Raw genomic sequence first — 12,989 nt, 5'->3', positions numbered from 1 at the left:
CTTGCGTGTCCCGCGCAAGGCACCCCCTTCATGATCAGCGCTGCACCGCGACGCATTTGATTTCCACCAGCAGGCCAGGCTTTGCGAGGTCGCTGACGCCCAGGCATGTCCATGCACAGGTGCCCCGAGGGAAGACGCTGTCCTTGACCGCCCTGAATACGGGCATATGGCGGTGCAGATCGATGTGGTAGGTGGTCAGATCGACGACGTCCTCGAAGGTGCATCCCCCAGCGGCCAATACACGCCGCAGGTTTTCCCACGCTGCCAGGAATTGCTGCTCCGGGTCTTCGATCACGGCCAGCTCATGGGTTCGACCGACCTGGCCGGCACAGTAGAGGGTTTTGCCGACCTTGACGGCAGGGGCATAGCCTGCGCGTTCGGCGAGCAGGCGCATTTCATCCGGGACGATGAGTTGACGGTCGGTCATGGGAGGCTGCCTGGAAGTCGGTCGGAGCCGCACGCTATCTCAGGTGCCGGACGTCCGTCCAGTGAGTGGCCTTTGGGTTTTCGAGCGGCGATGGGGTGTACAGAATGTCTTAGGGGTGAAAACGTTCCGCGCCTTCTTGCTCGGTCGTTCCGGATAAATCACACTCTGAACGAGAGGTAATGAGCATCAGTACAGGATGAGTCCATTTTTTGAGGCAAGGGAATGCGTAAATCCAGAGTCATCATCATAGCCACCCTGTCAGGGCTGATAGGGGCAGTTCTTCCTATGATCACGATGGCTTACATTTCCTGGGAAAGGGCGCTGGCCAAAGAAAGGACTCATTTGGCGACTTACTCCGAGCGAGCGCTTAAAAACATTAGCTTGTCATTGCAACAAGGGCTCAATGTTATAGCGCAGATGGAGAACTGGGCTGGGGTGCCGTGTTCTCCAGAGCATATTTCGTTAATGCGAAAAGCGACCGTGAACACCCGTGCGGTCGAAGAAATTGATTATCTCGAGCGAGGGTCGCTTGCCTGCACATCATGGGGGGGCACGTCGATACTGTCTGAATCGACGACGTCGACTTATACCGATGCGAGAGGCTATAAAATCAATGTTCGCCTGATCCCGAGTGACCAGGGGATCCAGCCGATCACGATCATGCATCGTGGCGCCTACCGCGTCCTTATAAATGCAGGAAGGCTCAGCGACATCATTCTGGATGATCGAATGCAACTCGGTGTTTTCTACCAAGGCCAATTGGTGAATATTTCCCAGGGAGCGGATGAGAAGACGATTTCCCAACTCTTATCAAACCGAGATCGCAAGAGTAAAGACTATCTCTATGCTGTTTCCACTCAAGCCGACTGGTCCTCCCTCGTGGCTGAGCCGATAAAAAGCGTCGACACCAGCTTTTATAGCGAGTTGGCCTGGATGCTGCCCATAGGCCTGGGGATCGGCTTGATTGTCGTATTGTCAGTCATCCGGATCATGCGAGTCAGACTCTCGCCGATGGCCGAGATGCAGATCGCAATCGCCCAGCGGGAGTTCACTGTTCACTATCAACCGATCATTGATCTTGAAACTGAGGAATGTACTGGGGCCGAGGCGTTGGTTCGGTGGCTGAGACCAGACGGCACGGTTGTGGCCCCTGATCAGTTCATTCCGCTGGCTGAAGAAACAGGGCTGATTTTGCCCATCACTGACCAGGTCATCCAGGGCGTCGTCAGAGACATGGCGCACCTTCTACGAGATAACCGCCGTCTTCATGTGGCCATCAACATCTGTGCAGATGATCTAAAATCCGGGCGTTTTCTTGACACGCTTCATCAAGCGTTGAAAGGCTCGATGATTAACAACAGTCAAATATGGATAGAGGCCACTGAGCGAGGCTTCATCGATGTTGAATCGGCCGTTACGACACTAAAAAAAGCGCGGGCGCTGGGCTTCAAGATTGCAATCGATGACTTTGGTACGGGCTACTCCAGTTTGCAATATCTTGAGCGCCTTCCTGTCAATGTGCTCAAGATTGATAAATCCTTCGTGGACGCCATCGATAAATCTTCAGCGTCCAGTTCGGTGGTGACGCATATTATTGCCATGGCTAAAACGCTGGGTCTGGAAATTGTTGCCGAGGGCATCGAGAGCCCCCATCAGGCAGATTACCTGCGACTGTATAAGGTGGATTACGCCCAGGGCTGGTTATATTCGAAAGCATTGCCCTCTCAGGATTTTCTAAACTTTGTTAATACCCAGAAAAACCGCTAGGGAGTCTCCGCGATGTCAGACGGGTCGAGGAGCTGGGCAGCGTGAAGAATACACTGCGCGTGCCTGACCACTTGCCGCCGCCGCAACGTCAGTTGATCGAAGCATTCGTCACTGCCTCGCTGTCTGAAAAAAACGAGTTCCTATGACAAACCTCGTGATATGTGCTGCTCAATACTGCTCGGTCGCCGGTGACATCAACATCAACATCGACCGGCATCTTCACACCATGCGCCGCGCGGTCGAACATGGCGTTCAGTTTCTGCTGTTCCCCGAGTTGTCCTTGACCGGCTACGAGCCGTTCCTCGCGCGCGAACTCGCTCAGACACCTGACGCCGAGTGTTTGCAACCGCTGCGTGAGCTCGCGTCGCAGTCAGGGATGACCACCGTGGTGGGGCTGCCACTGCGTCAACCCGGCAGCGAAATCATCCTGATTGGCGCACTGGTGATGGCCGCCGATGGATCGCAGTCGGTCTACACCAAGCAGCATCTTCATCCGGGAGAAGAGGCGGTTTTCAGTGGCGGGGAGGGCGGTGCGCTGGTGGATATCGGCGCCGAGCGCATTGCGCTGTCGGTCTGTGCGGATTTTACCCACGCCGGCCACGCCCAGGCAGCGGCGCAAGTTGGCGCCAGTCTGTACGCCAGCAGCGTCTTGATCAGCGAAGAAGGCTATGCGCGAGACGCTGAATTGCTGCAGAGCTATGCCTGTGCGCATTCGATGGGCGTGTTGATGGCCAACCATGGCGGGCCGTCGGGAGGCTGGGCCTGCGCGGGACGCAGCGCATTTTGGTCACCCGGAGGTGAGCGGGTGGTAAGCGCGACGGGTACGGGCGACTGCCTGGTGATTGCCCGTCGGCATGAAGGCGTGTGGGAGGGCGAGGTTGTCGAGCGACCGACTCTGTCTTGAATCAGTTCTGCTGACGAGCCAGCGTCGGGCAATTACAAGTAGCAGGGCACCTCGGCGGTGCCCGCTGCGCTGAGTTTCTGCTCAACAGGGATCAATGCACCGCCCACGAACGGGGCGCCGGGGTGTGGCTGAATTTGGAGATGCCTTTGACCCAGAACCGTCGATGGGCCGTCTGGTCCGGCGGCAGCAACGGCTGGCTCGACCATTGATGATGACGTTTGGCTTCGTCGCGATACGCTTTCCACTCCATGGCCTCGGCGGTGTCCTGCGCGGCGCGTTCGTCATCGAACCAGCCCAAAACAGATACTTCACCTTGATCGCGGCCATGCTCTACCAGCAGAAAAATGTTTGTGTACATGCTTTTGCCTTTCACTGATCGGGTCCAACCCGCTATTGGGGCTCTACAAATAGCGTATCGACAGCGACGGCGGAAAATTTAGGCCCGTGTTTCTCCCCGGGTTTTGCAATGAAAAGTCAGACGCTTTCCCGGCTAAAGCAGTCCTGCGCAATGCCGCAATTCCATCGTAGGACCGGCTTCAGCCGGGAAGAGGCCGGGTGGTCCACCCTTGATGACATTTGGGCAGTGGCGTGAGGAGGTCGGCCTTTTCCGGGAACGAGAAACGAAAAAAGGGCCGAATCTTATTCGGCCCTTCATCGTATTCAGTGCTGCCTCGGCGCTAAGCTCGCTCAGAGGCACACGGTCAGCACAGCGATTTACTTGCTGCCGCTGGAACCGCTCGCGCCACCACCGGTACCGCCGCCGCTGCCGCCCATGCCGCTGCCATTGGTCATGCCGCCGCCGTCAGCGTCACCACGGTTGGTGCCGTTGGTGCTGCCCATGCCTTTGGTGCCAGGGGTCGACGTGCCCGGGGAGCTGCCGTCGTTGTTTTGACCGCTGGTAGAAGTGCTTGGCTTCGGACCGTTCTTGTCGATCGGATCGGTTGGGCCGGTGGAACCAGCGAACGCGGAGCCAGTAGCAACAGCCATCAGGCCAGCGAGTGTCAGGGCAGTCAATTTAGTCTTGATCATGATGTGAATCCCTTTGTTGTCATGGATACCTATTGGTCAACCCGCCAACGCAAGAGGTGCATTCGATCCGACGGACGGTCATCCGCCTCTCAGTGGATTCACGAGCACGTTTGGGCTGCTTTGCCCGTCCGCTTTTTTCGCGCGCAATTCGTACCCCACCGCCAACGTCTGCAGATCAAAGCGATCCGAGATGCTCGAGCAGTAACTGGTCCGCGCCAGGAAGGCACCCGGGCCATTCAAGTACGACTCGATGTTTTGTGCGCCTTCGCATAGCGCCACGGTTCGTCCTTTGAGCAGGCCGCTGGCTTGCGCCGAACGCAATGCGCCGTTGGGCGTCCAGTCCGCAACAATCAGCGCGCCTAGGGGAGCTGATTGTTCGTAACTGTGCACGAACGCCTCCGCCGAACGATCGCGCAGGTATGGCGCCATGAAGTAATGGATATCGTCACGGAAGGGCAGCGCTTCCTTGTGGGTGGGCAGCGCAACGACACCGCTGGCGTAAATCGCGTACACCGCCAGCAGGGTCACCGGGCCGCTGAGGGGCAGGGCATAGGCGACAACGGCGGCATTGTGCCGCGCCAGCCACGCCTGCACATGGATCACGCCGATGATGCTCAACAGCACCGCGCCCGGCAGAAAAAACGTGAAGCGGTCGGTGACGTTGTATGACACTGCGAAGAGGAAGTTCAGCACCGCCGCGCACCACAGCAGCCGCAGCCGCCGGCTTTTCGGGAACAGCACCAGCGCCACCAGTTGCGGGCCGAACAGGGACAGCATCAGCAGCACCACCGAATTCTTCTCGTGCCACATGTCGTCGAAGCGAAACAGCGAACCCTGCCAGCTCTGTTCCGTGGTTTTGTCGGGGATCCCAATCAGGTAACGGTGGCCGATGTCGATCAGGCTCAAGCCGTTTTGCAGCTCCTGCAAAATACCGGGGATCGCCACCGCAAAGCCCAGCACAAACCCCGGGATCGTCAACAGCACCCGCGCCCTGTGCTGCCAGACCAGCTGCACGTAGAGCGGGAACAGCACGATGAACGTCAGTTGGTGAATGGCGGCGGCGAGGCCGGTGAGGATGCCGATGACGAACAGCGCGGTGAGCAGGCCCAAGCGCGATTTATCGCGAAAATGCACCATGTAGGCCAGGGTTACCAGCAGCGTGTGCAGCAGATAAACCTCGGCTTTGGTCGAGACCCAGAACACGCAATGGCACAACACCGCCGCGGCAATCGCCAGCAAGGCCTGCTGCGACGTCGCGCCGACGCCTCTGGCCAGACGAAAGATCGCCCAGCCCAGCGGGATCAACAGCATCGAGTTCATGAAACTCAGCACCAGCGGGCCGAAGTGAGCGAACAGCGCCGTGGTCACGAACAGGTACAACGGGTGATCCAGCGGGCCGAGGGTGTCGCTGAAATAGCGACCCTCCGAGGCGTCGGCGATGAAGATGCCGTTGTCCATCCATTGAATCGGGCCGCTGGAGGCCAGAAAGCTCCAGACCACGGCGGCCACCGCCAGCAACAGGGGAATGCCGAATAACGCTCGATAACGTACTGCTGCCACCATGACTTGCACTCCTGTCCCTTTAATCCCGTCGAAAAGCGTTATTGAACCGGTTGAGCCTGAGGCGTTGCAGCCTCGCTTTTGAGCCTGATCAGCATCACCGCGCCGATGGCCACGGCGAACCACAGCGTGGCCAGACGAATCAGCACGGTGGCGGCCACGGCGTCGGCGCTGTCCATGCCTTTCCAGACCAGCAGGCCAACCATCACCGCCTCCGCGCCGCCCAGTCCACCAGGCATGAAACTCACTGCGCCGGCCAGCATTGCCAGGGCGTAGACAAACACCGCGAACGTCACCGGGATATCCGCGCCCATCCATTTCAGAATCCAGTCGAACGCCAGGGCTTCGGCGCTCCAGGCGACCACGCTCAATGCGGTCAGCCCGAGCATCAGGCGCAGGCGATGGCATTGCTGCGCATGCACCAGCACTTGCAGCAGATGACGCAGCAGCCCGAGCACCTTGCCGCCACCCACAGGCACCATGTCGGTGATCCGCTCAAGCAGGCGACGTTGCGACAGCACCACCAGCCCGACCGCCACCAGCGCCACGCCGACCACGATCATCGGCCACGCCTGGGGGTACAGCGACAGGCCGAACAGGGTCAGCAAGACCACCGCGAACAGGTCCGACAGCCGCTCGCTGAAAAACGCCGCGAAACTCTGCGGGTAGGGCACGCCCCAGCGTTTCAGCAGCACGCCGCGCAACGCTTCTCCGGCCTTGCCCGGCGTGGTGGTCAGGGCAAAGCCGGCCAGATAAATGTTCAGGCTCGGCCGCCACGGCATGGGATGGCCGAGCACTTTCAGGTAGGTCTGCCAACGCACAAAGCGCAGGCCGTAGTTGACCGATGACATGAGCAGCGCGATGACAATGCCCACCAGCCCGACCTCGCTCACCGCAGCGCCCACTGCCTGCCAGCCGCCCCACAGCGAAAAACCGAGATAGCCCAACGCCGAGCCGACCACCGACAGCACCACCGCGCGGTAGCGCCAGCCGGACAGGTGCGAAGTCTCGGGCACCGCTTCGCTCACAGGTTCAGCCTCTTGAACACCGGCTGCGGGATCGAACGAATGACCAGCATGATCAGCGCCCAGAAACCCGGTGCGTAGAGCGTCGGCACCTTGTTGGCGATGCCTTTGACGATGCGCTGGGCGACCTGCGCCGGTTGTGCCAGCAGGGCCGCCGGCAACGACAGCCCCTGGGTCATCGGCGTGTCGACAAAGCCCGGTTTGATGGTGGTGACGTGCACGCCGACTTTGAACAGCCGCGCCTGCAAGCCTTCGCAGTAGGTCGACACCGCCGCCTTGGCGCTGCCGTAGAGGTAATTGGAAGGGCGACCCCGGTCAGCCGCTACCGAAGAAATGATCGCCAGACTGCCGCAGCGCTGGGTTTCGAACTGCATCGCCAGCACCGTGAGCAGGGCGATCACCGAGGTGCAGTTGTTGGCGAATTCCTTTAGCGCCAGGTGCACGTCGCGCTCACAGGCCTTCTGATCGGGCAGCGTGCCGTGGGCGATCAGGGCGATGTCGATCTGTCCCAGCGCAGTCAGACAGCGGCCCATCATCAGCGGATGCGCCTCGATGTCGTTGGCGTCCATCTCGTGCAGCGTGACGTGGGTCGCTCCGCGCGCCTTGAGGTCGGCGGCGGTCTGCTGCAGCTTCTCGACGTTGCGCGCCACCAGGAAAAAATCGCTGCCTTCCGTGGCCCACAACCGTGCGCACGCGCTGGCGATGGCGGAGGTGGCGCCGATGATCAGGACTTTCTTCACTGCAGTTTTCATAGGATCACACGGCTCCAGAAACGGGACATCAAAGAGGGATCGCGCAGCGCTTCCAACTGCTCCCAGGCGGGGTAGGCCCGCCGGAAATCGGCACCGCTCATGTGGGCGTCCTTGGCCGGGTACAAGCGCCCGCCAGCGGCGCGAACAATGTCGTCCAGACGCGGGAACAACACGTTCTCCAGCGCCTCGCTCTGGGCAAAATCCAGCGCCAGGGAGGTGCCTTCCAGGGGGAACGACAGCAGCCCCGGCGAGGCTATATCGCCACAGCGCTTGAGCACGGCAAGGAACGACCCCTGGCCGGCGTCGGCAATGGTGCGCAGCAGTTCGCCCATGGCCGCTTCGGCATTCGCCGCAGGCACGACGCACTGGTATTGCTGAAACCCCCGGCGGCCATAAATCCGGTTCCAGTGCAGGATCCGGTCGAGGGGGTAGAAGAACGGTTCGTAGGCGCTGCGACCCTGCTTGCGCTGGCTGGGGTGCAGACGCCAGTACAGGGTGTTGAAGGCGCTTAGGGACACTTTGTTGATCAGCGACACCGGCGGCGTCAGCGGCACGCTGAGCTTTTTGCGCTGACCGACGTCGAGGGAGCCGTACTGCGCGTGATCGCCGACGATGAACACCCCGCGTCCGGTCTCGGCGCCCTTGGCCAGGCAGTCGACCCAGGCAACGCTGTACTCATGACGCGCGTCCAGCTCGGCCGACAGCGCAAAAAACTCGGCCAGATTGGCGAAGCGCACCGTGGTGGTGTCGATCTGGCTGGCGCGGATCGGCATCAACTGGATCTGCGCCCAGTGAATGACCCCGGTCAGGCCGAGCCCGCCGATGCTCGCGGCGAACAGGGCTGGATGATCTTCAGGCGAGCAGATCACCTCCGGCTCGCCGTGGCGCAACAGGCCGAAGCTCAGCAGGTGGCGGCCAAAGGTGCCGCGCACATGATGGTTTTTGCCGTGAACGTCATTGGCGATGGCGCCGCCGAGGGTGGCGAACTGAGTCCCGGGCGTCACTGGCAAAAACCAGCCTTGGGGGATGGCCACGGCCAGCACTTCGGCCAGGGTGATGCCAGCCTCGGCCTTGATCACGCCGGTGCTCCAATCGGCTTCGATCAGCCGGTCCAGCGAGCGCATGTGCAGCACCTCATCGCTGGCCGCCAGGCAACTGTCGCCGTAACTGCGGCCGTTGCCGTAGGGCAGGCTGCTGCGGTGGGCGCCGATCACGCGGTCCATCTGCGCAGGCAATTCGTCGAGCCACACACAGCCATGACCGCGTTGCGGACGACGGGGGAAACGTCCCCAGGAATACAACGGCGTGCTCATGCGGCGATCCAGAACATCATCAGAAACGCCGCGCCGATCAGCTGACTGGTGCGGTCGCGGATGGCGAACACCACCGGGTCTTCGTTCATCTGCCCGCGATGGGTCAGCATCCACACCCGCGTCACCCAGAACAGCAGCAGCGGGCAGGCCAGCCAGATGATGTGCGGGGTGACGTACAGCTCAGTGGTTTTCGCGTCCTGGATGTACAGCGCCAGGACCATCACCGCGAGGTAACCCGACGACGCTCCCAGTGAGGCGATCATGTCCAGGTCGCCGGGGTGGTAACCGCGACCCCTCGCCAACGTGTTGATCTCCCGGGCGCGGGCATCGCGCAGCTCGGCGTAACGCTTGACCATGGCCAGGCTGAGGAAAATGAACATCGAGAACGCGAGGATCCAGAACGTCAGAGTGAGGCTGAACGCCGCGACGCCGGCGATAATTCGCGCGGTGTAGAGCATCGCCAGGGCGATCACGTCCCAGGCCATCAGGCGTTTGAGTCTCAGCGAGTAGGTCAGGGTCAGGCAGTAGTAGGCGGCCATCACCGCTGAAAACTGCCACGGCAACAGCAGCATCGCGGCGCCGAAGGCCATCGCCAGCAGCGCCGGCACCATCACCAGCCCGGTCTTGATCGACAGGCGGCCACTGGCGAACGGTCGGTTGCATTTGCTTTTGTGATGGCGGTCGTCGCACAGGTCCAGCAGGTCATTGAGGATGTAGACGCTGGAAGCGCACAGGCCGAAACAAAGGAACGCGATGACGCCGTCGCGCATCAACTCGAACTGCGCCAGGCGATGGGACGCCAATAGCGGCACGAAGATCAGCGCGTTTTTCAACCACTGGTGCAAGCGCAGGGCCTTGCGCCAGTCCCGCAGGCCCGGCGAGTTGCTGCGGATAGTCGGCTCGACGCTGACTTGTGCTTTTACTTGGGCTTCCACGCCTCTGTCGGGATTGACAACATAGGCCTGACGGGACACATCCCATATGGGCAAGTCATCTTTCGAGTTGCCGATGTAATCGAATCCGCCCTCGCCGAAGTGCGCAACTAACAGGTCACGTTTGTTGTGGCCGGACAAGTTGCGGTGGGTATTGGACGCCAGCACCAGATCGAATAACTGCAAGTGTTCGGCGATTCGCTCGGCGAGGCTTACATGACTCGCCGTGGCCAGTACCACCATGCGGCCGGTGTCTCGTTCGCGCTGGATCATTTCGATGATCTGCGGATCGTAAGGCAGCACGGAGACGTCTATTTCGGTGCTCAGCGCCAGGCCTTCTTTCAGCGCGGCTTTGCCTTTGAACAGCCAGCCCAGCATTTTCAGGGTTTTCAGCGGCTGGCCGCGAATGAACGCCATGGCCGTCTCCATGAGCAAATCCGAGCGCAATAACGTGCCGTCGAGATCAACTACCAAGGGAGGGTAAGTTTCAAGAACTCGTCCCTGAATTCTGGCCATAGTGAGTGCTCCTGTGGGGTCGGCTGACTATAAACAAAATCGGATGTTCACAACTTCATTTAAATTAAAGGGGCCCGCGCGTGACGTCGGCGAGGTGGCGTCAGAATTAAGTAGCGAGTTTTTGATAAAAGTGAGCGCGGCAGTTTTTCATTTATTACACAAGCGCTGCCGGAGAATTGGCGACCAACTAATGACTTCTCGGCAATGACGGTTTAGTGCCGTGTTTAATACGGCGATTCACGGCTATGTGTGTGTAGCGTGCTTCCTGCAGACCGGCGGGAGCTGCGTTGGCGACGGCGCTGTCGTTTCGACTGGCATCGCAGTCATAATGACTCGCCACTGCCCCCTTCCCATGCCGTTGCCGGGAGTTCTCATGACCCATCCTTTGCTGCTGGCGCTCACTCCGCTGGTCGCCGACCTGTCCCGGGACCTGCCGGACGATGAGCGCTACCGACGCCTGCTGCGGTCACTGCGCCAGCTGTTCCCGTGTGACGCCGTGGCGTTGCTCAAGCTGGAGGATGAGGCGCTGGTGCCTTTGTCGGTCGAGGGACTGAGTCCGGACACCCTGGGGCGACGGTTCCGACTGGGGGAGCACCCGCGGCTGGACATCATTCTGCAAAACCGCGAACCGACCCGCTTCTCCACCGACTGCGATCTGCCGGACCCTTACGACGGGCTGGTTGAAGGCGTGCACGGCGACCTGGAAGTGCACGATTGCCTCGGTTGTCCACTGTACGTGCAGAACACGCTGTGGGGGGTGATGACCCTGGATTCCCTGGATCCTGCACGCTTTGGCCAGGCCGATCTGGGCAATCTCCAGGCGTTTGCCAGCCTGGCGGCGGCAACGGTGATGGCCAGCGAACGGATCAGCCAACTGGCCCGTGGCTTTGAGGATCAGCGCCGGTTGGCCGAGGTGTACAAACGTGCCGCAGGCGGACGCGGGCCTCGGGAGCTGATCGGGCAGAGCCCGGTGCACAAGCGTTTGCAGCAGGAAATCCAATTGGTGGGCAACAGCCCGCTGACGGTGTTGATCACGGGCGAAACCGGCGTCGGCAAGGAGTTGGTCGCGGAGGCCATTCACCTTCAGTCGCCGCGGGCGGCGAGGCCACTGATCAGCCTTAACTGCGCCGCGCTGCCCGAACTGTTGGTGGAGAGCGAGCTGTTCGGCCATGTGAAAGGCGCGTTCTCCGGAGCGGTCAGCGGACGCAGCGGCAAGTTCGAGCTGGCCCATGGCGGTTCGTTGTTCCTCGACGAGGTCGGCGAGCTGCCGCTGCCGGTGCAGTCGAAGTTGCTGCGGGTGTTGCAGAGCGGCCAGTTGCAGCGCGTCGGGTCCGATCAGGAGCATCGCGTGGACGTGCGCATCATCGCCGCGACCAACCGTGATCTGGCAGAAGAAGTGCGCGCCGGGCGCTTCCGTGCGGATCTCTATCACCGCCTGAGCGTTTACCCGTTGGTGGTGCCGCCGTTGCGCGAACGGGGGCGCGATGTGTTGTTGCTGGCGGGGTATTTCCTCGAGGAGAACCGGGCGCGGATGGGGCTGCGCAGTCTGCGCATGAGCCCGGAAGCGCAGGCGGCGCTGTTGGCGTATGCATGGCCGGGGAACGTGCGGGAGCTGGAGCATCTGATCAGCCGCGCGGTGCTCAAGGCGCTGTCGGTGCAGAGTGAGCGGCCGCGGATTTTGACGATCGAGGCGGATGTGTTGGGGCTTGAGGAGGTGCGGGTGGTTGCGCCTGCTTCGTTGGACGTATCCGTCGGCACGGCGGTGATTCGGCCGGGGGAGGGGTTGAAGGGGGCGGTGGACGGGTTTCAGAAGCGGTTGATCGGCGAGGCGCTGGAGCGGCATCAGGGCAAATGGGCGGATGTGGCGCGGGAGCTGGACGTTGATCGGGCGAATTTGAGTCGGCTGGCCAGGCGATTGGGGATTCGGTAGGTTTTTTCAGATCAAGATACTTCAGGTCAAGAGCGTCTGCCTGGGGGCAGACTGTTTCGCCTTCGGCGAGTTACTTGGAAAAGCACCCCCCTCTCGGTTTTAAAGAGCAGCCAAGGGTGCTTGCTCCTGGTTGGGCCCTTCCTTCGTCAGGGTTCCCTCACTCCGGTCCCGCTCCGTGGGCCCGCGCCGAACGGACATCCATGTCCTGACGGCGCTCTCGCCGCATCCATGCGGCTCGGCCCACTCCACGAGACCTGCGTTCAGCCTGCACCCAAGTCGCGATTGGCGGTGACTGAACTTCTTGTGTTTGAAGATCAAGATCAAGATCAAGATCAAAGGCAGAGGCAGAGGCAGATCAAAAGCTTCCCGGCTAAAGCCGGTCCCACTGACTGTACCCAGCTCACACTGTAGGAGCCGGCTTGCTGGCGAATGTATTCTGTCAGTCGATGTCTTCATACCTGACCCACCGCGCTCGCCAGCAAGCCGGCTCCTACAGAAAAAATGCGTTCTATTTCTGATCGTTCCCACGCTCCGCGTGGTAACGCCGCCCCGGACGCTCTGCGTCCCGCAGACGACGCACATTTAGGCCGGGCAAGTGACGCAGAGCGTCACGGGATGCATTCCCACGCGGAGCGGGGGAACGATCGGCTGACACACCGCGCGCTGTTAGTAGGACCGGCTTCAGCCGGGAAGCCTTTGATCTGCTTGTGATCTGCTTTTGATCTTCATACGCAAAAAGTCCGGTCACCGCCAATCGCGACTTGGGTGCAGGCTGAACGCAGGTCTCGCGGAGTGGGCCGAGCCGCATGGATGCGGCGAGAGCTGCCCCCCGCC

The 12,989-nt window shown here is 60.9% G+C and carries 11 protein-coding genes; 3 read left to right on the top strand and 8 right to left on the bottom strand.

The window, feature by feature from the left end:
• Nucleotides 1–34: 34 nt before the first annotated feature.
• Nucleotides 35–427, bottom strand: coding sequence for a RidA family protein (locus tag QWI18_RS19715; RefSeq protein WP_065988491.1), 393 nt, complete (start codon nucleotides 425–427; stop codon nucleotides 35–37).
• A 222-nt stretch (nucleotides 428–649) separates the two neighbouring features.
• On the opposite strand from QWI18_RS19715, the gene QWI18_RS19710 reads away from it, so the two are divergent.
• Together QWI18_RS19710 and QWI18_RS19705 are read left to right on the top strand one after the other, a co-directional pair.
• Nucleotides 650–2,194 (top strand): EAL domain-containing protein, encoded by a 1,545-nt coding sequence (locus QWI18_RS19710; RefSeq protein ID WP_369319651.1) that lies wholly within the window; start codon nucleotides 650–652, stop codon nucleotides 2,192–2,194.
• Nucleotides 2,195–2,336: 142 nt separating this feature from the next.
• Nucleotides 2,337–3,098 carry a carbon-nitrogen hydrolase family protein gene (locus tag QWI18_RS19705; RefSeq protein WP_369319650.1) on the top strand — a complete coding sequence of 254 codons (762 nt, stop codon included), beginning with the start codon at nucleotides 2,337–2,339 and terminating at the stop codon, nucleotides 3,096–3,098.
• A gap of 91 nt (nucleotides 3,099–3,189) precedes the next feature.
• Here the strand turns inward: QWI18_RS19705 and QWI18_RS19700 are convergent, their stop codons facing one another.
• The 7 genes from QWI18_RS19700 to QWI18_RS19670 form a co-directional block, all read right to left on the bottom strand.
• Complete coding sequence (locus QWI18_RS19700) at nucleotides 3,190–3,456, bottom strand: hypothetical protein (protein WP_065988488.1); 267 nt, start codon at nucleotides 3,454–3,456, stop codon at nucleotides 3,190–3,192.
• Nucleotides 3,457–3,812: 356 nt separating this feature from the next.
• On the bottom strand, nucleotides 3,813–4,127 hold the full coding sequence (locus QWI18_RS19695; protein ID WP_065988487.1) for a hypothetical protein: 315 nt from the start codon (nucleotides 4,125–4,127) through the stop codon (nucleotides 3,813–3,815).
• A 78-nt stretch (nucleotides 4,128–4,205) separates the two neighbouring features.
• Nucleotides 4,206–5,690, bottom strand: coding sequence for a DUF2723 domain-containing protein (locus QWI18_RS19690; protein ID WP_369319649.1), 1,485 nt, complete (start codon nucleotides 5,688–5,690; stop codon nucleotides 4,206–4,208).
• A 38-nt stretch (nucleotides 5,691–5,728) separates the two neighbouring features.
• Nucleotides 5,729–6,715, bottom strand: coding sequence for a YbhN family protein (locus QWI18_RS19685; protein WP_369319648.1), 987 nt, complete (start codon nucleotides 6,713–6,715; stop codon nucleotides 5,729–5,731).
• Entirely contained in the window at nucleotides 6,712–7,452 is a 741-nt protein-coding gene (locus QWI18_RS19680; protein WP_065988738.1) for an SDR family oxidoreductase, read from the bottom strand. The genes QWI18_RS19685 and QWI18_RS19680 overlap by 4 nt, the downstream gene beginning before the upstream one ends.
• 8 nt (nucleotides 7,453–7,460) lie before the next feature.
• On the bottom strand, nucleotides 7,461–8,777 hold the full coding sequence (locus QWI18_RS19675; protein ID WP_369319647.1) for an FAD-dependent oxidoreductase: 1,317 nt from the start codon (nucleotides 8,775–8,777) through the stop codon (nucleotides 7,461–7,463).
• Nucleotides 8,774–10,225, bottom strand: a complete 1,452-nt coding sequence (locus QWI18_RS19670; protein ID WP_369319646.1) for a UbiA family prenyltransferase — start codon at nucleotides 10,223–10,225, stop codon at nucleotides 8,774–8,776. Before QWI18_RS19670 ends, QWI18_RS19675 begins: the two co-directional genes overlap by 4 nt.
• Nucleotides 10,226–10,598: 373 nt before the next feature.
• On the opposite strand from QWI18_RS19670, the gene norR reads away from it, so the two are divergent.
• Nucleotides 10,599–12,155, top strand: a complete 1,557-nt coding sequence (gene norR / locus QWI18_RS19665) for a nitric oxide reductase transcriptional regulator NorR (RefSeq protein WP_369319645.1) — start codon at nucleotides 10,599–10,601, stop codon at nucleotides 12,153–12,155.
• Nucleotides 12,156–12,989 lie beyond the last annotated feature (834 nt).

The organism is Pseudomonas sp. W2Oct36 (genome assembly GCF_041060465.1).
In the GTDB taxonomy this organism is placed as follows: domain Bacteria; phylum Pseudomonadota; class Gammaproteobacteria; order Pseudomonadales; family Pseudomonadaceae; genus Aquipseudomonas; species Aquipseudomonas graminis_B.
This window is presented reverse-complemented; position numbering and strand designations above follow the sequence as displayed.

Excerpts from the sequence above, each read along its gene's own strand:
- QWI18_RS19715 (WP_065988491.1), bottom strand. The coding sequence starts at position 427 with ATGACCGACCGTCAACTCATCGTCCCGGATGAAATGCGCCTGCTCGCC.
- QWI18_RS19710 (WP_369319651.1), top strand. The coding sequence starts at position 650 with ATGCGTAAATCCAGAGTCATCATCATAGCCACCCTGTCAGGGCTGATA.
- QWI18_RS19705 (WP_369319650.1), top strand. The coding sequence starts at position 2,337 with ATGACAAACCTCGTGATATGTGCTGCTCAATACTGCTCGGTCGCCGGT.
- QWI18_RS19700 (WP_065988488.1), bottom strand. The coding sequence starts at position 3,456 with ATGTACACAAACATTTTTCTGCTGGTAGAGCATGGCCGCGATCAAGGT.
- QWI18_RS19695 (WP_065988487.1), bottom strand. The coding sequence starts at position 4,127 with ATGATCAAGACTAAATTGACTGCCCTGACACTCGCTGGCCTGATGGCT.
- QWI18_RS19690 (WP_369319649.1), bottom strand. The coding sequence starts at position 5,690 with ATGGTGGCAGCAGTACGTTATCGAGCGTTATTCGGCATTCCCCTGTTG.
- QWI18_RS19675 (WP_369319647.1), bottom strand. The coding sequence starts at position 8,777 with ATGAGCACGCCGTTGTATTCCTGGGGACGTTTCCCCCGTCGTCCGCAA.
- QWI18_RS19670 (WP_369319646.1), bottom strand. The coding sequence starts at position 10,225 with ATGGCCAGAATTCAGGGACGAGTTCTTGAAACTTACCCTCCCTTGGTA.
- norR (WP_369319645.1), top strand. The coding sequence starts at position 10,599 with ATGACCCATCCTTTGCTGCTGGCGCTCACTCCGCTGGTCGCCGACCTG.